We start from the raw sequence: 21,127 nt of genomic DNA, 5'->3' as shown, positions 1-21,127 counted from the left end.
GACCGGACCGTGCCGACGCCCGCGCTGCGCAGGTCGAGCCCGACCGCTGTACCCCGGTGGGGTCCGTCCCCTGCGCCGACCCCGCCGTGGGCACCGTCCCCAGTGCCGAGCCCGCCCTGGCATCCGGTTCCGAGCCCGCCGCCTGCCGTAACGCCGTTGCCTGCGGTCACTCCTCTGCCGGCGGCCACCTCGACGCCGCGCCCGACCCCGACGCCGATCCCGCCGGGAAACGTGCGGGTGAAGGTCCTCGTGACCGGAGCCGACGGAAAGGCCGCTCCCTCAGCCGACGCCGTCGCCTGGTTTCCCGGCCTGCGCGGCGCGTCCCCGGCAGCGCGTCCCCGGATGGCCTCGCGTGAGAAGAGGTTCGAGCCGCGCGTCCTGGCGGTCCCGAAGGGATCGGCCGTCACGTTCCCGAACTACGACAAGATCTTCCACAACGTCTTCAGTCTCTCGGAGACCTCGCCGTTCGACCTCGGTCTCTACCGCAACGGGGCCGCGCGGGAGACGAGCTTCGAGAAGCCGGGCGTCGTCCGCGTCTACTGCAACATCCACCCCCAGATGGCGGCCTACGTCGTCGTCGTCGACGGGAACCTCTACGCCCAGGCCGGAAAAGACGGAATCGCTCTCGTGTCCGGCGTCCCGGCCGGCCGCCAGACCCTGAAGGTCTGGGAGGAGCGGGGTGGCGAGTGGAGCGGGACGGTCGCTGTCCCGGCGGGCGGCACGATCGAGGTCACCGTTCCCTTCGACGCGTCGCAGTGGAAAGAGCAACCCCACAAGAACAAGCACGGGAAGAACTATCCCCCGCCGGACGACGATGAAAACCGCTACTGAAGACTCCCTCTCCGAATCCGCCCCCACCGTGGTCGCCCCTCGCGCCGGCGCCTCCGGTCCGCTGAGCGCAGGTCTCGGCGGCGCGCGTCTGGCGGCGAAAGGGCTTCGCCTGAAGACGCAGTACTTCCTTTCGGCCGCGCTCCTCGTCGTCGTCACGCTCGGCCTCGCGGTGGCGATCGCGACGTGGCGTGCGAACCAGATCGCGGAGGAGAGCATTCGGACCGCCCTGCGCAAGATCCCGGGCGACGTCGCGTTCTACCGGACGGGCCTCGAGTCGCAGCTGAAGGCGACGCTGAGGTCGGTGGCCGAGGAGCCGGGAATCAAGGCGATCTTCGACTCTCCCGTCGGGACCGTCTGGGACACCGCAAAGGACAAGGCCCAGATCCTGAACGCGCGGACGTTCTTCTTCTTCGACCGCGGGGGCGTCCTCGTGGCGCGCAGCGACCGGACCCCCGTCGAGGAGGAGAGACGCTCGTTCCGCGAGGTCGCGTGGGTGGCCGAGCCGCTCGACTCCTGGACGGAGTCGGCCGCGACGATCCGGGAGGGGAAGACCCTCGCCATCGTCGCCGCGGCGCCGGTCGTCGCGGGCGATCCCCAGAAGGGGGAGGCCCGCCTCGTCGGCGTCGTCGCCGCGTCGATTCCGCTCGACGAGGCGCGCGCGCGGGAGCTCCGGGATCTGACGGGCGGGCAGGTCGCCTTCGTCGCCGACACGGCGAAGAAGGGGGCGCCTCCGCAGCTCGAGATCGGGGCGGCGACCGACGACTTCGGGGGCGACATGCTCGTCCCCGCCCTGAAGGGCGACCCGTCGGTCCTGGCGAAGCTCTTCCGGGAGGGGGCGGAGGTGGGGCCGCTCGATCTCGTCGTGAGCGGCGAGCGGCGGGTCGTGAAGGCGATCCCGGTTCTCTCCGCGTCCGGCGAGGCCCTCGGCGCGGTCGTCGTCTCGCGCTCGCGCGAGGAGGAGACGGCCGCCTTCCGGAAGATCCGCGAGACGCTCCTCCTCGTCGGCCTCGGCGTCCTCGTCGTCTCGATCCCGGTCAGCTTCCTCCTCGGGGGCCGGATCGCCCGGCCGCTGCAGCAGCTGGCCGCGGGCGCCATCGCCGTCCGGGACGGCAACCTCGACGTGAAGCTCCCGTCGGGAGGGAGCGGAGAGGTGGGCCTGCTCGCGCGCGCCTTCGAGGCGCTCGTCGGCGAGCTGCGTGAGAAGCGCCAGCTGGAGGAGCTCCTCGCCGAGATGCGCCGCAGGCCTGCCGACGCCACCCGCGGCGTCGCGCCGACCTCGGTGACTTCCGCCGCGACCGTTTCACCCGGGGGCGCCCGCGCCGCCGCCTCCGGCCCGCGCCTCGGCACCACGTTCGCCGGGAGGTACGACGTCCTCTCGGTTCTCGGCCGCGGGGGGATGGGCGCGGTCTACCAGGTCCTCGACCGGGAGCTGGACGAGGAGGTCGCGCTGAAGGTGCTGACCCCGGAGGCCTTCGCGGAAGGGACGCAGGCCGTCCAGACGCTCAAGCAGGAGATTCGCCTCGCCCGCAAGATCACCCACCCGAACGTCGTGAGGACGCACGACCTCGGCGAGGCCGACGGCCTCCGCTTCCTGACGATGGAGTACGTCCCCGGAACGACGCTGCGCGAGCTCCTCGACCGGCGCGGCGCAGTGGCCCTCGCCCCCGGCCTGCAGATCGCCAAGCAGCTCTGCCGCGGGCTCACCGCGATCCACGAGGCGGGAATCATCCATCGCGACATCAAGCCGCAGAACATCATGGTCCTGCCGAACGGCGTCGTGAAGGTGATGGACTTCGGCATCGCGCGGACGGCCGACGGGTCCGACCACGCGTCCCTCGACGGGCTGACGGTGGGGACGCCGCACTACATGAGCCCGGAGCAGGCGCTCGGGCGCGACCTGGACGCCCGGAGCGACCTCTACACCATCGGCGTCGTCCTGTTCGAGCTCTTCACCGGGCAGCGCCCCTTCCTCGGCAAGGAGGCGGCGGAGGTGATGCACAAGCACGTCTCCGCCGAGCCGCCGCGGCCGGGCTCGCTGCGTCCCGACCTGCCCGACTACCTCGAGAGGCTCATCCTCGCCTGCCTGGCCAAGCGGCCCGATCGCAGGCCCGCGAGCGCCGCCGATCTCTACGCCGCGCTGACCCGGATCGTCGCGTAAGGAGCGGACCCGGACGGCGCCGTCAGCGCGCGGGCCGCCGGGCGGCCCGCCGGGGAACGGCTTCGGCCTTCGGCGCCTTTCGGCGCGGAGCACGCCGCACGGAGAGCTGGGCTTCCAGCTCGGTGATGCGCGCCTTCAGGCTCTCGACGTCGTCCGGCCTGGTCGAGGTCGCCGCGGTCTCGGGCCTGCCCGGGCCCCCCTGTGCCGCCTTCTGCCGGAGCGTCTCCAGCGTCCTCTCGAGGAACGGCAGGGCGTGGGCGAGCGGCGTGAAGACCTCCTTCGCCCCTCGCTGCGCCGAGAGCGCGGCGTCGGAGTACCAGGAGAGGAAGTCGCGGAAGGCCCGGTCGGAGGTGACGATCAGCTCGCGCAGGAACGGGAGCGGCAGCTCGCCCTTCTTCTGGCGGGCGTCCTCGTGAATGATCTGCGTGAGGATCACCCGCGTGATGTCCTCGCCCGACTTCGCGTCGACGACCTGCACCTCGGCCCCCTCGCGGACCATCTGGGCGATCTCGGGGAGGTTGACGTAGCGGCTCGACGACGTGTCGTAGAGACGGCGGTTCTCGTACTTCCGGACCACGATCGGCTGGCTCATCACGTTCCCTCCGGGGTGCAGGCCTCGGATTGTAGGACCGGTGGGCCGGAGGGCCGAAGGTCGTCGTGGAGCCGTGGCGGAAGATGCGCGTGACCGCGGAGGCCGCCCTCCGTAAACTGAGCGTTCGTTCCGTGCGTCCCAGGAGATGCCCGCGGCGGACCGCCGCAGGAAGCCCATGGAGGTCCTCGTGACTCGAACCCGTCTGGCCGTCGCCCTTCTGGCGTTCGTCTTCGTCCTCCCGGGCCCGTCCGCTTCCGCGGGAACGCTGAGCGGCACCGTCGCGATCGACGGCAAGCCGGCCGCCGCGATCGTCTCGGCGATCCCGTTCGAGGAGCCGCTGGAGAAGGCGCGCCGCCAGGCGCGGGGCGAGGCCGAGCCGAAGGCGCTCGCTTCGGTGACGGCCGGGTCCGGCGGGGCGTTCGCCCTCACGGTTCCCGCCGCGCCCGGGAAGGAGGTCCTCTACCGCGTCCGCATCGCCGCGAAGGGTGCCATCGCGGCAGAGCTCGAGGGCATCTACGACGCATCCGAGACGGACGAGCTCGGCGAGCTGCCGCTCCGGAAGGCCGAGGCGCTGGCGGGGCGCGTCACAGGGCCGGGGGGCAGGCCGGTCGCCGGGGCGCGCGTCACGCTGACGGCGCGGGGGCGCTTCGACGGCTCTTTCGGTCTCAGCCCCGTCCCCGAGGAATCGAGCACGGGCGCGGACGGGACGTTCCGCTTCGAGAATGCGGCGTCCGAGCGCAACGAGCTGCTCGTCGTGGCGGACGGCTTCGCGCCGGCGCACCTGAGCGGGGCGAAAGGGGGCGCTCAGAGCCGGGCCATCGCCCTGGTGGCGGGGGCGCCTCTGTCCGGGAGCGTGAAGAAGAGGGACGGCAAGCCTGCGGCCGGTGCGCTCGTGCGGTACGAGGGGGACGGGCTCGAGACCCGCTGGGTCGAGGTCGGCGCCGACGGCACCTTCCGTCTCGCCGATCTTCCTTCCCGCCGCGGGAGCGTCGTCGCCGACGCCGGGGACGACGGATTCGCCGAAGCTCCCGGCGTGACGCCCGTGCCGGGCGGGAAGCCGGTCGTGCTCGCGCTCGCCCCGCCGACGGTCCTCGAGGGGCGGACGCTCGACGTTGCCACGCTGAAGCCCGTCCCGCGCGTGAAGCTGACGGTCTCCTCGGGCCCGGGCCGGCTCGTGGCGCGCTCGGGGGCCGACGGACGCTACCGGCTGAAGGGGCTACGGCCCGCGGACGTGACCGTTCGCGCGGACGAGCCCGCGCACGTCCGGTGGACGCGCGCGAACGTCCGGCTCGAGAAAGGGGCGACGAAGGTCCTCGACGTCCCGCTCACGCGCGGCGCGTCGCTCTCGGGGCGGGTCGTCGACGAGGACGGCGGGCCGGTGGCGGACGCGAGGGTCCGTCGTCTCCGGCGGCGACAGCCCGTTCCGCCTGGTGATGCGGGCCTGGGCGGGCGACACGGGAGCGAGGATCCGCTCGCGCGCCGACGGAACCTTCTCCGTCTCGCGTCTCCCACCGGGCGAGAACCAGCGGATCGACGTGCAGCACCCGGACTACGAGAAGGGAAAGCTCGGGGGAATCTCGCTCGTGGCCGGCGGAACGCGCACGGGAGCAATCGTCACCCTGCGGCGCGGCCTCGTTCTGACGGGGACGGTGAAGGACCTCGAGGGCAATCCGATCGCCGGCGTCGAGGTGGCGCTCTCGCAGTCGCGCGTCGTCCGCTCCTCCAGCGGAGGACGAATGATGCAGATGAGCTTCGGCGGCGTCTCGGAGATCGCCCTCGGCGAAGAGCGGTGCCGACGGGCGCTTCGAGCTGAAGGGGATTCCCGCCGGCGACTGGGCGTTCAGCGCGAAGGCGCCGGGCCGGGCGACGGAGGTCGTCGACCCGCTGAGGCTCGTGCGCGACACGCATCCCGAACCGGTCGACGTCGTGCTCTCCCCGGGGGCGGCGATCGCGGGCTTCGTCCTCCGCAAGACCGGTGGGGGCGCAGAGGGCTACCTCGTCATACCCCGGCTGTCCGGCAAGGCGCCGACGGGAGGTTTCGGGTCGGTCGCGATGCCGACCGGGCCGGACGGGGCGTTCTTCCTCGACGGCCTGAAGGCCGGGGAAGCCTACGACCTGCAGCTCTTCGCCGTGGCCCTCGCGGGGGGGCCCGGGCCGCTGAAGCGAGGCATCGTGGCGCCCGCGGCGGACGTCGAGTGGATCGTCGAGGGGGCCGGCCGGATCGAGGGTGTTGCGGTCGACGGAAGGACCGGTCAGCCGCTCACGTCGTTCGACGTCTCCTTCCAGGCGGATCGTCCGGGTTTCGGGGGCGGCAACGTGATGCGTGCCGGGCGGCGGGCCGGAGGCCGCGGTTTCGGAGGCGCGGGCGAGGCGGTCGCCGTCGAGGCCCCGGACGGCCGTTTCGCCATCGAGGACGTCCCTGCCGGGAAGTGGCAGGTCGTCGTGACGGCGAAGGGGTACCAGGCCGGTCGGGCCGGTGGCGTCGTCGTAGAAGAGGCGACGACGACGGACGGAGTCGAGATCCGGGTCCCGCCCGGAAGCACGCTGAAGGGGCGGGTCACCGACGCGAGGTCCGGGCGGGGCGTCCCGGAGGCGACGGTAGGGATTTCCGGAGAAACCGGCGGTGCGGCGTTCCCGGCGTCAGGCTTCGGCGGCGACCTCGTCACCGACGTCGACGGCCGGTTCGAGGTCGAGGGGCTCGCCCCCGGCAAGGTGACCGTCTCCGTCCAGCACGCCGACTACACGGACCGCACGGAGAACGTCGACCTGAAGGAAGGGGGGAGCAGCGTCGAGGTCGCCCTCTCGCGCGGAAGCTCCCTCGGGGGCGTCGTCCTCTCCGAGACGCGGCAGCCCGTGCCGGGGGCCGAAGTGGCGCTCGAAGGGGCGAACGCGCCGGGGCGCGGATTCGGCGGCGGCGAGTCGGCCACCACGGACGCCTCCGGGCGGTTCCGCTTCGACCATCTTTCGCCCGGACGCTTCACGCTCCGCGCGAGCGTTCCCGGCCAGACGACGGAGCCCGTGGAAGCGATTCTCGTGGCAGGGGAGACGAAGGAGGACGTCACGCTCGTCCTCGCCGGAGGCGCGACGATCCGCGGCGTCGTCTCGGGCCTTCCCGACGCGTCCCGCGCCGGGGGTGAGCGTCAACGCGAACGGTCCCCGTGAGTACTGGGCGTCCGCGCGGACGGGCGCCGACGGGCGGTTCGAGCTGGCCGGCGCGCCGGCCGGCACGATCTCGCTCCGCGCCACCGCGGGAGACTTCCTCGCGGGGTCGACCCGGTCGGCGACCGGGAGCGTGACGATCGCCGAGGGGCAGAGAGAGGCCGAAGCCGAGGTCGTCTTCGAGGGGACCGGCGCGCTCGCGGGGCGCGTGACGCGCGGCGGGCAGCCGGTGGCGGAGGCGAGGGTCTTCGTGGGCGGCGGCCGTGGTTCCTCGTCGGGCTCGGCGCGGACCGACGAGAGCGGCTCCTACCGGATCGAGGGGATCACGCCCGGCGATTACACCGTCAACGTCCAGGGCGCGCCGGGGTCGGGAGGACGCACGGTATCGAAGGAGCTCCGGATCGACGGGGAGGCCTCGCTCGACGTCGACCTGCCGATGGCACGCCTCTTCGGCGTCGTGGTCGACGGCTCGACGAAACAGCCCCTCGCCGATGCCCGGATCACGGCGGCCCTCGACGGCACGCCATCGGCTCGCCCGGGCTTCGCGACCTCCGACTCGAACGGCCGCTTCTTCGTCGACGACGTGGAGCCTGGAGCCTACAAGCTCACCCTTCGCCGTTCCGGCTACCAGGAGGCCAGCGACAACGCCTCGGCGACGGAGGACGGGGGCGACGCGGGGACGATCGAGATGACCCGGGGCGAGGGGCTCGAAGTCCGCGTGAGGGACGGGATCTACCAGATTCCGCTCCGCTCGGCCAACGTCAGGGTCAAGGACGGAGCGGGCGCGAACGTCACCTCCACGTGGCTCTCGCTCGACGGCGACGGCAAGGGCGAGATCTCTTCGCTCAGGCCCGGCAGGTACTCGCTCGTCGTCGGCTCGAACGGCTACGCGACGCAGGTCCTCGAAGGGGTCGTCGTCCCCGGCGCCCCTCTCCCGGTGGCGCTGACGCCAGGGGGGAGCGTCGAGATCCTCCCGGGCGAGGCGTCGCGGGCGAAGGGGAGCGCGACGCTTCGGAACGCCCTCGGGCAGCCGCACCCTTACCGCTCGTGGGGCAACGAGGGGCACGTCACCCTGCCCGCGGCCGGTACCGAGCTCCTCGAGAACCTCGCCCCGGGCAGCTACACCCTGGCGGTCGAGGGCGTCGCGCCGAAGGCCTTCACGGTCACGGAAGGGGGAAGGACGGTCGTCGAGCTGCCGTAGGGGCGGCGGGCAAGAGGGCGACGGGAAAGGCAGTAGGGCGTCGGGGAGTTGCCGCTGCGTGCGGGGTCCCTGCTAGGATTCGCGCACTCGCCGGAAGGAGATCTCCCATGCGCGCTCGAGCCCGCCGCACGTCGCTGTCCATCGTTCTCGCGCTATTCGCGACCACGTCTCTCCCGGCGCCTGCGCAGGAAGGGGGCGGGCTCTCGACGGGAGACGGCCGATTCCGATTGAAGGGCGAGGTCAAGCTCCACTTTCGCGACTCGAAGAACTACTACGTAAAGGTCGGCCGGATGCAGGGCGTCGACGTCTTCGAGGCCACCGTCGATCCGGGCGGCTCGTTCGAGGTCTCGACGGTCAACCTGATCGGCGAGGGGGAGCTGACCAAAGGGCTGAAGGCCAAGGTCGAGATCCACTTCATCGACCTCTACAACCGCAACCCGACGTCGACGGCGGACGCGGTGAGGGTCCGCGAGGCGTGGCTGCGCTTCGGCAAGCGGGTCGACGGGCTGAAGGCCTTCGACGGCACGAGCCTCTACGTCCAGGCGGGGAAGGCGCCCCGCTTCGCCAAGCAGCTGACGCGGCGCCTGGAGAGCTACGGTCTCTGGGGGACGGCCGTGAATCGTTTCGAGGAGATCGGTGTCGAGGCGGGCGGGAGTCTCGGCAAGGTCCTCTACTGGCGCGCGGCGGGGGCCAACGGGAACCCCGTCTTCCTGCGCGACCCGAACGCCCTGGCGGGGGACAACGGCACGCCGGAGCGAGAGGATCTCTCGCGTCTCGACGACGCGCCGTACGGCACGGGCTTCCCCATCCTCTACGACGCGCAGGCGAACGACACGCGCCTCGACGGCGGCTTCCAGGCCGGCGGCGGTCTCGGCTTCCGTGTCGTGTCCCAGGACGGAAGGCGCGGGCTCGACGTCCTCGGATGGATGTACCACCGCCAGCTCGCCGACCGGCTCGCGATCGAGGGGACGGTCTACGGCGGCGACCTCGACCTTCTCGACGACGTTCCTCCCGGGACCGCCGGCTGGATCGACGGCCGCGACAAGACCGAGGCAGGAGTGAACGTCGAAGCGCGCTGGGAGCGCTTCTCTCTCTTCGGCCAGTACGTCTACCAGGACCTCGCGGGCCTGGTACGCCGCGGCTACGAAGTGGAGGCGGCCTGGCGCATTCCGCTGAACGGCCTCTTCGCCGTCGGCGACCAGCCCTGGTTCAACTGGATCCAGCCCGCCGTCCGCGTCTCGCGGATCGACAACGCCTTCTCCACGCCCGCCGGCTTCCTCGCCCCGTCCTTCGCGTGGGACTGGTCGAAGTTCGACGTCGGCTTCCGCGCCGGCATCGTCCGGAACGTCGACCTGACCGTCGAGTACGCCCGTCACGACATGCGGACGAAGGCCGCCGTCGTCCACCCCGACGAGTTCCTCGTCACGCTCCGAGCCGGGTTCTAGGCGCCTCCGGGGCCCCGGCCCCGATCTCGTGCCAGGCGTGCAGTCGTGTATTGTTGAAAACAATACACGACTGCACGCCTGGCACGGGGGGCTACTCCGGGGTCTACTCCGGGACGACCTGGAGCGACCCCTCCTCGACCCAGTGGACGAGGAGGCGGCGGACGCGGAAGGCGTCGGTGGCGAACACGCCTTCGCATTCGGTGGCGGTCGCCCCCTGGGAGACCCTCGCCCAGACCGCGGACAGGAGCTTCGGATCGTCCTCCTGCGGAAGGCGGGTCGGCTTCGACCCCGTGGGGCGCAGGCGCGCGCCGTCGGGGATGAGCGCAGCGGAGCGCTGCAGCTCGTCGTAGCGGCGCATCCCCTCGAGGAGAAGGCCCATGACGGGCTGTGGCGTGGGGAGGTTGGCGTCCTCGGGCCGCAGCGAGGCGGCGCGGGCGAAGGCGAAGGACGCCGCTGCGGGCCTTTCGAGAAGCTGGTGGAAAGCGTCGACGCCGCGGAGCGTCCCGGACGCGGCGCCCCTCACGTGCCCCCCTTCGAACGCCACCCCGCCGATCTCCGAGCCGCGACCGTCCTTGAGCGTGAGCATCCCCGTCGCCTGTGTCTGCTCGAGGGTCTGGAGAAGGGTGGGAAGGCCGAAGACCTCGAGGTCTCCCGCGAGGCTGGCGGGCCCGGGAGACTCGGCGGCCTTGCGCGGCTGCTCGAAGAAGGCGAGGGCCTTCTTCGCCTCGCGGCCGAATTCCCGGTCGGGGTACTTGCGGGCGATCTCCTCGAAGAGACGCTGGACCGGCGGTGCGGGAGTCCCCGAAAGGGCCTTCACGAGGTGCCGCGCCTCGGCGTCGGCGCTGCCGCTGGAGGACAGGACGAAGCCGAGGACCTTGACCGGCAGCACGCTGCGCAGCGCCTTGAGAAGGCGGTCGACGAGGTCCTCCTGCGAGGACAGGTCGTGTCCGCCGAGGTGGCCGAGCCGGACGACGGAGCCGGAAGGCCCGACCGCGCCCTTCAGGCCGTGGTCGACGATGGCCCGGAGGGTCGCGGGGGTCCCCTGCCGGGCGAGGGCGCTGCAGGTCTTGTCGAGGAGCTGGAGGAGGTCGGGCGGTACGACCGCACCCGCCTTCGCCACTGTCGACTCGAGCTGCGAGAGGCGGGCCACGAGAATCTGCTCGGCCCTTTCGTGCCGCGTCTGCGCCAGGTTCGCGAGCGCCTCCTTGACGAGGGGCACGGGCTGCGAGGGTTCCGAGAGGCGGAAGAGAAAGTCGATCTCGCCTTCAGACGGGGCCTCCGCGGTCCTGGGGACCTTCCGAAGCACGTAGAGGAGATTCCGCAGGAAATACCAGTCGGTCTCGTCCGCCGGAACCGAAGCGGCCGCGGAGAGCTTCTCCAGCGCGGCGTCGCGCGCGGGAGGTCCGTGCACCTCGAGGAGAGAGAGGAGGAGCCGGCGCCCGTCCCGCTTCCTTTCCTCGCGAAGCGACTCGAGGAGCCCGGCGGGGCGCAGTGCCGGGAAGAAGTCGAGGATGGTCTTGAGGCCGAAGTGGTTCTCGGGCTTCTCGGCGTAGGCGCGCATCCGGGCCGCGTCGAGGGTTTCGTGAGAGCGCGCACGCATCGCCTGGGCGACCGGCTTCTCGACCCTCTCCCGCCGGATCACCTGCTCGGCGAGGCTGAAGAGGGTCACCGCCCTGCCGAGGTTGCCCTCGTTGAACTGCTCGATCCCCGCCTGGACCATCTCGCGGAAGCGCTTCGCCCCCTCCTCGGCGCCAGGCGCGAGGGTGACGAGGCGCCTCATCGCCCCGACGACGCTCCCGCGCGCGCCCGGGCCGATCGTCTCGTCCGCGTCGGGGTTCACCGGCACGCCCCACCCCGGGAGGCTCTCCGAGAGCTTGCGGAACAGGGCGTCTCCCGTCGGGACGTCGACGCCGATGCGGGAGAGCCGGGCGAGGTTCTCCTCGAGCTCGCGGCTCGAACGGGACGCGGTGGCGGCCGTCGCGAGCAGCTGGGCGGTCAGCGCGTCCGACGGCTTCCTCCCACCCTCCTTCGGAAGCGACTTTTCGAGCCGTTCGACGAGGAGGCCGAAGCGCGCGAGGCCGCGAGCCACGTCGTCGGTGGTCGCCTGCGGCCCCGCCGGGGACGCGAGGGAGGCGGCCGCGGAGGGGGCGGCTCCGGCGGCGGTCGGCGGTGCGTCCGCGGGGCGCCCGCGCGAGGCCAGCGGCTGCTCCGTGCCGACCTGGCGGTAGATCGTCTCCACCGGAGAGGTGAGGACGGTGGCCGCGCTGCCGAGGCGGGAAACGTTGTCGCGCAGGAGGCCGCGGTCCTCCTCGGGGCAGAAGGTCTCCAGGAGCGGAAGGATGCCGCCGAGGAGCCGGAGGGCCTTGTCGGTCGGGACGAGCTTGAGCTCGGCGAGGAGGTGGATCTTCTTCAGCGCGTGGAAGAGGTAGTCGGACACGGGCAGGCTCGCGGTGCGGCCCTGGTACTGGGCGGCCGTCCAGCCCCGGATCTGCTCGGCGACGAGGACGGGAGGCTGCGAGGCGAGGAGCTCCACCGAGCCGGCGACCATCATCGGCGGCAGCGTGTCGGACAGGTACTGCGAAAGCTCCAGGAGAGCTTCCTGAACCTCCGGACTGACGGGGGTGGGCTCCAAGTTCGGTTCCGCCTCCTGCGAGGGGGCGATTGTACCGGCCGCCCCCGGCGGAGCCGGCCTACGCCCGGCCGACGAACTCGTGGGTCTCGGTGTGGACCTTGACCCGGTCTCCCTCCTTGATGAAGAGAGGCACGCGGACCTCCAGGCCCGTCTCCAGAGTGGCCGGCTTCGTCGCGCCGCCGCTGGACGTGTCTCCGCGGAAGCCCGGCTCGGTGTAGGTCACGGTCAGCTCCACGTGGGACGGGAGCTCGAGGTCGATCGGGTGTCCATTGAACTTGAGGAGCCCCACGATCGTGTTCTCGACGAGCACGAGCCTGTTCTCTCCGACCATGTCGGGCTGGAGCGTGAGGGTCTCGAACGACTCCTGGTCCATGAAGTGGAAGCCCTCGCCGTCGGAGTAGAGGTAGGTCGCGTCGACCTTGCCGAGGTCCGGCTCCTTGAACTTCTCTCCCGCCTTGAACGTCTTGTCGAAGACGGCCCGCGTGATGAGGTTGCGCATCTTGACGCGCACGAGGGTCTGGCCGCCTCGCGCCGTGGGGGTGGAGATGGAGACGTCGAGGCAGGCGTAGGGCTCGCCCTCGTGCTCGAAGAAACTCTTGCGCTTGATCTCGATGGCTTCGATGAGAGCGGCCATGGGGTCCTCTTCGTGACGGCGTCGGCGCACCCCCGGAATCCGGGGCCCGCCGCGGGGCGTCATTCTAGGCGTATCCCCGGCCCGAGACGGTGCCAGGCGTGAAATCGTGTATTGCAGCTGCAATACACGATTTCACGCCTGGCACGGAATCGGGGGCGGAATCGGGGGTAAGTCGTGGATTACCGGTCCGCGGGGGGCTCCCCGATAATCCCGTTCGTGCAGGGCCGGAGGGACCCCCTCCTCGACAAGGTCGCCGCCGCGCCCTCCGTGGCGAACCTTCTGACGCGCCTCGAGGCCCGGGTCCTCGAGGATGCCCCGGGAGGGGTGTCGCTCGTCGGCGCCCCGCCGGGACTCCTGCCCTACCTCTTCGGGGCCTCGTCGGCCGCGCTCGGGCTGAGGTGGGCCGTCGTCTGCGCGCACGAGAGGGATGCTGCCGCGCTCCATCGCGACGCGGCCTCGGTCCTGGGGCCGGAGCGCGTCGCCTTCTTCCCGGCGCCGTCGTTGACGCCGTACCAGGGAATCCCGCCGTCGCTGAAGGTGCGGCGCGAGGAGTACGGGGCGCTCGCCCGCCTCGCCGAGGGAAACGTCGACTTCCTCGTCGTCCCGGCCCGGGCGCTCCTGCGGATCCTCCCGGGGCCCGACGACGTGAGGCGCCGGAGCCTCGTCGTGGCGCCGGGAGAGCGCATCGAGGTGGGGCGCCTCGTCGCCGCGCTCGTCGCGGAGGGTTACGCCCGGGCCGACCTCGTCACCGAGTGCGGCGACCTGGCCGTGCGAGGCGGCCTCGTCGACGTCTTCCCCCCGAACCTCGCCGAGCCGGTCCGGATCGAGCTCGGGTTCGAGGAGGTGGAGTCGGTCCGGACGTTCGACCCCGACACGCAGCGGTCGACGGGAACCCTCGCGCGCGTTCTCCTGCCTCCGATGTCGGCGACGCCCGACACCCCGAAGAGCCGCGAGAGGGCTCTCGCGGTCCTGGCCGCCTGCCGGGTGGAGGACGACGAGCCGCCCGTCCCGCGGGATCCCGACGCCCCGAGGAAGAACGACGGTCTCGAGGAGCTCCTCCCGCTCCTCCACGCCGGCGAGACCCCCGCCTCGATCCTCGACCACGCCCGCTCCTTCGCCCTCGCGGTCGACGACCCCGAGGGCGTGGCCGAGGAGCTCGCCCGCGCCGCGGACCTCCTCCGCCTCGACTACGAGAAGGTGAGGAAGCAGGGGAAGTCCCTCCCGGACCCCATCCGCCTCGCGGGGGACGCCGACCGGATGGCGGAGCTCGTGCGCGGACGCGCGCTCGTCGCCTTCGCGGCGGCGGTGCCGGCGGGAGAGACGCTCCTCGTGGGGGCGGAAGAGGTCCTCTCGTTCGAGGATCGGCTCCCCGACGTACCGCGCGAGATCGAGCGGGCGCGGCGCGACGGCCTCTCCGTCGTCCTGGCGGCGCCCACGAAGGGGGAGCGCGAGCACCTCGCGCGGATCCTCGCCGAGTACGAGATCGCGTTCGCAGGGGCCGAGGGAGACGCGACGGCGCCGCTGGCGCCGGGCGCCTGCCGCCTCCTCGACGGCGGCCCGGCGTCGGGCTTCCTCTTCCGTCCGGGGGGGCTTCTCGTCCTCACGGCCACCGACGTGCTCGGCGAGCCTCGCGCCGCCGCCCCCAGGCGAAGGGCCGCCTCCGAGGCGTTTCTCTCGGACCTCAGGGACCTGAAACCGGGGGACTTCGTCGTTCATGGCGAGTACGGCATCGGCCTCTTCCGCGGCCTCGTGACGATCCAGGACGTCGGCGTCGCCCGCGAGATGGTCGACCTGCGTTACGCGGGCGACTCCCGGCTGCTCGTCCCGGTCGAGAGGCTCGATCTCCTCCAGAAGTACCAGAGCGGCGGCGACGGGCCCGCTCCGCCCCTCGACAAGCTCGGCGGTACCGGCTGGGCGAAGCGCAAGGCGTCGGTCCGAAAGGCCGTCAAGGACATCGCCGAGCAGCTCCTGAAGCTCTACGCGCGCCGCGCGACGACGCCGGGGCACGCCTTCTCCAAGGACTCGCCGTGGCAGAAGGAGTTCGAGGAGGCGTTCGAGTTCACGGAGACGCCCGACCAGCTCGGCGCGATCCGGGACATCAAGCGCGACATGGAGTCGGAGAAGACGATGGACCGGCTCCTCTGCGGCGACGTCGGCTACGGCAAGACCGAGGTCGCGATGCGGGCCGTCTTCAAGTGCGTCCTCGACGGCAAGCAGGCGGCCATCCTCGCCCCGACCACGATCCTCGCCGACCAGCACCACCGGACGCTGAGGCGCCGCTTCGCCGCGTTTCCGGTGACGATCGACCTCCTCTCCCGCTTCCGGAACGCCGACGAGCAGAAGGAGGTCGTGCGCCGTCTCGCCGAGGGGACCCTCGACGTCGTCGTCGGGACGCACCGGATCCTCTCGAAGGACGTCTCCTTCAAGGACCTCGGTCTCGTCGTCATCGACGAGGAGCAGCGCTTCGGCGTCGCGCAGAAGGAGAAGCTGAAGGAGCTGCGCGCGTCGGTCGAGGTCCTCTCGATGTCGGCGACGCCGATCCCCCGTTCCCTGAACCTGGCCCTCGGCGGGATCCGCGACCTCTCCGTCATCGAGACCCCCCCGAAGGACCGCCTCGCCATCGCGACGCACGTCGTGCCGCAGGGGGACGAGGTCGTGCGGGAGGCGATCCGCGCCGAGCTGGACCGGGGAGGGCAGGTCTACCTCGTCCACAACCGGATCGAGGGGCTCGGCGTCTGGCGCGAGCGGCTCGCCGAGCTCGTCCCGGAGTGCCGCGTCGTCGTCGGGCACGGCCAGATGTCGGAAGGGGAGCTGGAGCGGACGATGCGCGCGTTCACGACGCGCGCCGCCGACCTCCTTCTCGCGACGACGATCGTCGAGAACGGCCTCGACATTCCGACGGCCAACACGATGATCATCGACCGCGCCGACCTCTACGGCCTCTCGCAGCTCTACCAGCTGCGAGGCCGGGTCGGCCGGAGCGACAAGCCCGCCTCCTGCTGGCTCCTCGTCCCGCCCGGCATGGCCCTCACCGACGACGCCCGCCGGCGCCTGCGCGCCATCCAGGAGTTCTCCGACCTCGGCGCCGGCTTCCGGATCGCCGCCAAGGACCTCGAGATCCGCGGCGCGGGAAACGTCCTGGGCGGGGAACAGTCGGGCCACATCGACGCCGTCGGCTTCGAGACGTACGTCACGCTCCTCGAGGAGGCGATCGGCGAGCTGAGGGGCGAGCCGGTGGTCGAGAAGCGCGAGGTGACGCTCCAGCTCGGCCTGCCGCTCGGGCTGCCGGCGAAGTGGATCGGCGAGGAGAGCCTCCGGATCGCTCTCTACAAGCGCCTCGCGACGGCCGACGGCATCGACGCCCTCGACCATCTCGCGAAGGAGGCCGAGGACCGCTACGGCACCCCGCCGCCCGAGTTCGCGCGCCTTCTCGGCCTCTCGAGGCTGCGCCTTCTCGCCCTCGACCTGGGCGTCCGCACGATCCAGCGGCGCGGCGCCGAGCTGGCCGTCACGCTCGAGACGGGCCATCGTCTCGATCCCGACCGCTTCCTTTCGGCGCTCAAGGGCCGGCAGCTCACGGCGACCGGGCCGGACGCCTTCCGCGTTCCCGAGCTCTTCCGGGGCCTTTCGCCCGACACGGAGGAGGTCTGCGGCGTGGCGGGCCGCTTCCTCAAGTCCCTCGCGCGTCCCGGCGCCCTCACGGCGCCAGGGCTCCTCGCCGCGTTCGCCGGAGGACCGCCGTGAACCGTCTCGTCCCGCTCCTCCTCTCCGTACTGCTCGTCGCACCGGCCTGCTCCCGCAGGGGTCCGGACGCCGCCCGGAGCGCGTCGGTCATCGCCCTCATCGGCGACGAGCCGGTGGAGGAGGACGACTTCGGGACCTACGTCCGCGCCGCGGCAGGGGCCCCCCTCGTGGAGGTCTCTCCCCAGGTCGCGTCGAGCCTCCTCGACCAGTACCTCGAGGAGCGCCTCCTCCAGAAGGCCGTCGACGCCGCCGACCCGCAGCCGAAGGGTGAGACGGCCTCCGAGAGGCGCCGCGAGGTCCTCGCGAGGACCGCCCGCCTCGAGTCGATCGATGACGCCGACCTGAGGGCCGAGTACGCCAGGCAGCCCGAGCGCTGGAGTCACCCGCCGCTCGTGAAGCTGTCGCAGATGATCTTCCCGACGCGCGAGGCGGCCGAGGCGGCCCGCCGGAAGGTCCTCTCGGGCGCGGAATGGGAAACGGTCTCGAAGGAGGTGAGCCGGGCTCCCAACGCCGCCACGGGTGGCGGTCTCGGGTGGCTCGAGCGCACCGACCTGCCGGGCGCGTTCGAGAAGGCGGTGTGGGGCCTCCAGGCGGGCGGCGTCAGCCCGATCCTGCCCGCGGGCCACGGGGTCCACCTCTTCCGGGTGGAGGAGCGGGCCGACGGGCGGGTCGTCCCCTTCGAGGAGGCGCGCCCGGCCCTCCTGCTGGCCGTGGCCGAGAGGAGGAGCTCGGAAGCGGTCGCGTCGCTGCTGGCGGCCTCGAGCCTCCGCTGGCGCGTGGCGGTCATCGAGGAGCACCTCCCGTTCCCCTACGTCGGGGGGGCGGCCCGGTTTTCGCTAGACTCCGCCCCGTGACGACGCTCCGACGCCTCATCGGCACCGCCATCCTCGCCCCCCTCGCGTTTTCGGCCCTTCCGGCGGCTGCCGAGGTCATCGACCGGATCCTCGTCCACGTCAACGCCCGCATCGTCACGCAGAGCCAGCTGGACGAGAGGACCGAGGTGGCCCTCCGGGAGGCTCCTCCCGGCCTCGACGTCGCCCGGCGGGACGACGTCCGCAAGGCGGTCCTCAGGGAGCTGCTGAACGAAGCGCTCCTCGAGGACAGGGCGCGCGAGCTGGACATCGTCGCGACCGACGTCGAGGTCGAGGAGCAGATCAAGCGTCTCAAGGAGCAGAACAAGGTCACCTCCGAGGAGGACTTCGTCAAGGCGCTCGAGGCCTCGAACCTCACGCCCGACAGGCTCCGCGACCAGCTGAAGCGTTCCACGACCATCCAGCGTGTCGTCGGGCGCGAGGTCAACAGCAAGGTCGACCTCTCCGACGACGCCCTTCGGCTCGCCTACGAGAGGGAGAAGGAAACCTGGGCCGTGCCCGAGAAGGTGCGCGTCGCCGAGGTCCTGATCAACGCCGGGCCCGGGGCCGAGGAGAAGGCCAGGGAGGCCGTCACCCTCGCGAGGGGAGGGACGAAGTTCGAGGATGTCGTCCTGCGGTTCTCCGACGGTCCGACCCGATCCAAGGGAGGCGACATGGGGACGGTCGGAAAGGGCGAGCTCGCGGCGGCCCTCGACGCGGCCGCCTTCTCTCTGCCGTCCGGCGGCATCTCCGATCCGATCCAGACCCGGTCGGGATGGCACGTCCTGAAGGTCGTCGAGAAGATGCCCGCGACCTATAGGCCCTACTCCGAGGTCAAGGCGGAGATCCTCAAGAAGGAGCAGGAGACCCAGTTCCAGAAGAAGCTCGCCGAGTACCTCGAGAAGCTCGAGCGCGACGCCGTCATCAAGGTCTCGGGAGAGGCCGTTGCGTACTACAAGCCGCCCGTGGCCGCTCCTCCTCCGCCGGACACCCAGACGCCGATGTCGACGGGCATGCCCGTCCAGCTGGAGGGCCGGGTGAGGGAGGAACGCAAGTTCGAGATCACCCCCACCGTCGGGTACCGCATCGGCGGCACGGCTTCGACGGCTACGAGCGCCTTCATCGAGAGCCTGGAGGTGCCTGCGGCCCTGAGCTTCGGCCTGACGGTGGAGTACGCGATCCGCCCCAATCTCACCGCCGAGCTCATCTGGAGCCACCAGGACACCGAGCTGAAAGCGACCTTCCTGCAGACGCCTCCGGCCGGGTACACGGGGCGCATCACGCACCTGAACGTCGATACGATCCAGATCGGCGGCCTCTGGATGTTCGGCACCTACGGCGCCAAGATCCGCCCCTACGCCGACTTTCTCCTCGGCGTGAGCATCCTGACGCCGGCCCCGCAGTTCTCCTCCCTGACGCGGTTCTCGGGCAGCATCGGCGGTGGGGCGAAGGTCTACCTCTCCGATGCCATGGGCCTTCGCCTGGGGTTCCGCTTCATGCCCGTCTACCTCAACTCCTCGAGCAGCGGGTACGGCTACTGCGACCCCTGGTACGGCTGCTACACCTACTACGATTCGAACTACCTCTACCAGTGGGACCTCCACACCGGGCTGACGCTCCGCTTCTGAGCTGACCGGGTGTGAGCGGCGGCGGGTCGTCGAGTCCCGGGATCACCCTCGAGGAGCGCTTCCGGCGTCTCCTCGGGGTCTCGAAGGTCCTGGGCGCGATCCGCGACCCCGAGGAGCTCATCCGGGCCCTCTCGAACGAGCTCCAGCGGATCCTCTCTTTCGACCACCTGAGCCTCTTCCTGCAGGACGTCGTCGGAGAGGGCGCCAGCTGGCACATCCTGCGCGCGGACGACCAGTCCGTCCTCTCGCCGGTGGGCACCATTCCGCTCGAGGAGACGCTCGAGGCCAGGGTCGTTGCGACTCAGAGGACGTTTTCCTGGCCGCCGACGGGAGAACAGCCCGACATTCCGGGCCTTCGCGAGGCCCTCGCGCGCCACGGAATCCGCTCTCTCTGCGCGGTCCCGCTCACGACTGCGAACGCGCGGCTCGGGGCGATGAGCGTCGCCAGCCGGCGGGAAGACGCGTACCCCGGGGAGGAGCTGGAATTCCTCTCCGTCGTCGCCGACCAGGTCGCGCTCGCGATCGACGGCGCCGCGAGCTTCGAACGCCTCCGGGTCGCGAACGAGCGGCTCGCGAGAAGCGGCGAGCGCCTGAAGCTCGTCCTCGACGTCGGGAACCGGGTCCTCTCGAACCTCGACCTGCAGGACCTCCTCCGCTCCATCGCGGCGAACGTGAGGCAGGTGCTCCGGTGCGACCTCGCGAGCGTCGTCCTCGTCGACGAGGGCGGGACGCAGGCCCGCCTCTACGTCCTCGACTTCCCGGACAGCCGCGGCTTCATGAGGGAGGGCGCCGTGATTCCCGTCGAGGGGAGCGCGATGGGGGAGTTCCTGAGCGTCGGCCAGCCGCGGGAGGTGAGCTTCGACGGCCCCGCGGAGACCGGAACCCAGCGCCTCCGGGCGGAAGGCATCACCTCCGGGTACGCCTTCCCGCTCGTCAGCCGCGGGCGTCCTCTCGGCATCTTCACCGTCATGAGGCGGACGGAGGAGAAGTTCGACCGGGACGAGATGGACCTCATCGGGCAGGTCGCCGGCCAGGTCGCGACCGCGCTCGACAACGCGCTCGCCTACCGGCAGATCGCGGGGCTGAGGGACCAGCTCGCCGAGGAGAAGCTCTACCTCGAGGACGAGATCCGCAGCGAGCTGAGCTTCGACGAGATCGTCGGGAGGAGCGACGCCCTGCGCCGGGTCCTCAAGCAGGTGGAGACCGTGGCGCCGACGGAATCGACCGTCCTCATCTCCGGCGAGACCGGCTCGGGCAAGGAGCTGATCGCCCGGGCGATCCACGAGCGCGGGGCCCGCGGCGGCCGGACGTTCGTGAAGCTGAGCTGCGCGGCGATCCCCGCCGGCCTTCTCGAGAGCGAGCTCTTCGGCCACCAGAGAGGCGCGTTCACCGGCGCGATCGCGGACCGCGTCGGCCGCTTCGAGCTCGCGAGCGGAGGGACCGTCTTCCTGGACGAGATCGGGGAGGTTCCGCTCGAGCTGCAGCCGAAGCTCCTCCGCGTGCTGCAGGAGCGGGAGTTCGAACGCCTCGGGAGCTCGAGGACCCTTCGGACCGACGCGCGCCTCATCGCGGCGACGAACCGCGACCTCGCCGCGATGGTCGAGGCGGGGACGTTCCGCGCCGACCTCTTCTACCGGCTGAACGTCTTTCCGATCCACGTCCCCGCGCTCCGCGAGCGTCCCGAGGACATCCCCCTCCTCGTGCGCCACTTCGTCCAGCAGCTCGGCCGCCGGATGAACAAGGCCGTCGAGACGATCCCCGCGGAGGCGATGTCGGCCCTGGCGCGCTACGACTGGCCGGGGAACATCCGCGAGCTCCAGAACCTGATCGAGCGCGCGATGATCCTCACGAAGGGCCCGGTCCTCCGGGTCCCGCTGGACGAGCTGAGGGCGCACGGGCCGCACGCCCCGGGAACCGCCCGAGGCCGGACGCTGCAGGAGGCGGAACGGGAGCACGTCCTTTCCACCCTCGAGGAGACGCACTGGGTCCTCGGAGGGGCGAACGGGGCGGCGGCGCGCCTCGGGATGAATCGCTCCACGCTCCAGTTCCGGTTGAAGAAGCTGGGGATCGCCAGACCGGGCCGGTGACGCGAGCGCCCCTGGCAGGGCGGCGTCCCTTCGACCGGTCGGTGCCAGCCTGTTGGCAAACGCCAGCCCGCTGGCGCCAATGCTCTGGCGCCGCCCGAGGTCCCGCGGGCCGCCTAATGTCTAAAACGTTTCCATTTGTGTTTGAGAGCGCCTGGGGACCCTTCG

13 protein-coding genes are annotated in these 21,127 nt (G+C 71.5%); 10 read left to right on the top strand and 3 right to left on the bottom strand.

The window, feature by feature from the left end; all coding sequences use genetic code 11:
* Nucleotides 1-249 precede the first annotated feature (249 nt).
* Entirely contained in the window at nucleotides 250-831 is a 582-nt protein-coding gene (locus IPN03_18405) for a hypothetical protein (protein MBK9375632.1), read from the top strand.
* Complete coding sequence (locus tag IPN03_18400; protein ID MBK9375631.1) at nucleotides 815-2,989, top strand: protein kinase; 2,175 nt, start codon at nucleotides 815-817, stop codon at nucleotides 2,987-2,989. Before IPN03_18405 ends, IPN03_18400 begins: the two co-directional genes overlap by 17 nt.
* Nucleotides 2,990-3,011: 22 nt before the next feature.
* Here IPN03_18400 and IPN03_18395 read toward each other — a convergent pair whose 3' ends face one another.
* Nucleotides 3,012-3,581: a polyhydroxyalkanoate synthesis regulator DNA-binding domain-containing protein gene (locus IPN03_18395; GenBank protein MBK9375630.1), complete on the bottom strand. Its 570-nt coding sequence runs from the start codon at nucleotides 3,579-3,581 to the stop codon at nucleotides 3,012-3,014.
* Between the two features lie 187 nt (nucleotides 3,582-3,768).
* Between IPN03_18395 and IPN03_18390 the strand changes: the two genes are divergently transcribed.
* From IPN03_18390 to IPN03_18375, 4 genes are all read left to right on the top strand, one after another.
* Nucleotides 3,769-5,394, top strand: coding sequence for a carboxypeptidase regulatory-like domain-containing protein (locus IPN03_18390; protein MBK9375629.1), 1,626 nt, complete (start codon nucleotides 3,769-3,771; stop codon nucleotides 5,392-5,394).
* A gap of 80 nt (nucleotides 5,395-5,474) precedes the next feature.
* Nucleotides 5,475-6,743, top strand: coding sequence for a carboxypeptidase regulatory-like domain-containing protein (locus IPN03_18385; protein MBK9375628.1), 1,269 nt, complete (start codon nucleotides 5,475-5,477; stop codon nucleotides 6,741-6,743).
* Nucleotides 6,715-7,941, top strand: coding sequence for a carboxypeptidase regulatory-like domain-containing protein (locus IPN03_18380; protein MBK9375627.1), 1,227 nt, complete (start codon nucleotides 6,715-6,717; stop codon nucleotides 7,939-7,941). Before IPN03_18385 ends, IPN03_18380 begins: the two co-directional genes overlap by 29 nt.
* Nucleotides 7,942-8,048: 107 nt before the next feature.
* Nucleotides 8,049-9,386 (top strand): hypothetical protein, encoded by a 1,338-nt coding sequence (locus IPN03_18375; GenBank protein MBK9375626.1) that lies wholly within the window; start codon nucleotides 8,049-8,051, stop codon nucleotides 9,384-9,386.
* Nucleotides 9,387-9,489: 103 nt separating this feature from the next.
* Here IPN03_18375 and IPN03_18370 read toward each other — a convergent pair whose 3' ends face one another.
* Both IPN03_18370 and efp read right to left on the bottom strand, forming a co-directional pair.
* Entirely contained in the window at nucleotides 9,490-12,018 is a 2,529-nt protein-coding gene (locus IPN03_18370; GenBank protein MBK9375625.1) for a DUF4388 domain-containing protein, read from the bottom strand.
* Between the two features lie 58 nt (nucleotides 12,019-12,076).
* Nucleotides 12,077-12,652 (bottom strand): elongation factor P, encoded by a 576-nt coding sequence (efp, locus tag IPN03_18365; protein MBK9375624.1) that lies wholly within the window; start codon nucleotides 12,650-12,652, stop codon nucleotides 12,077-12,079.
* A gap of 216 nt (nucleotides 12,653-12,868) precedes the next feature.
* On the opposite strand from efp, the gene mfd reads away from it, so the two are divergent.
* The 4 genes from mfd (at nucleotide 12,869) to IPN03_18345 (ending at nucleotide 20,962) form a co-directional block, all read left to right on the top strand.
* On the top strand, nucleotides 12,869-16,396 hold the full coding sequence (gene mfd, locus IPN03_18360) for a transcription-repair coupling factor (protein ID MBK9375623.1): 3,528 nt from the start codon (nucleotides 12,869-12,871) through the stop codon (nucleotides 16,394-16,396).
* Nucleotides 16,393-17,250, top strand: coding sequence for a peptidyl-prolyl cis-trans isomerase (locus IPN03_18355; GenBank protein ID MBK9375622.1), 858 nt, complete (start codon nucleotides 16,393-16,395; stop codon nucleotides 17,248-17,250). Before mfd ends, IPN03_18355 begins: the two co-directional genes overlap by 4 nt.
* Nucleotides 17,247-18,875, top strand: coding sequence for a peptidylprolyl isomerase (locus IPN03_18350; GenBank protein ID MBK9375621.1), 1,629 nt, complete (start codon nucleotides 17,247-17,249; stop codon nucleotides 18,873-18,875). The genes IPN03_18355 and IPN03_18350 overlap by 4 nt, the downstream gene beginning before the upstream one ends.
* 89 nt (nucleotides 18,876-18,964) lie before the next feature.
* Entirely contained in the window at nucleotides 18,965-20,962 is a 1,998-nt protein-coding gene (locus IPN03_18345) for a sigma 54-interacting transcriptional regulator (GenBank protein ID MBK9375620.1), read from the top strand.
* The last annotated feature ends 165 nt before the right edge of the window (nucleotides 20,963-21,127 follow it).

This window comes from Holophagales bacterium (assembly GCA_016719485.1).
In the GTDB taxonomy this organism is placed as follows: Bacteria; Acidobacteriota; Thermoanaerobaculia; order UBA5066; family UBA5066; genus UBA5066.
This window is presented reverse-complemented; position numbering and strand designations above follow the sequence as displayed.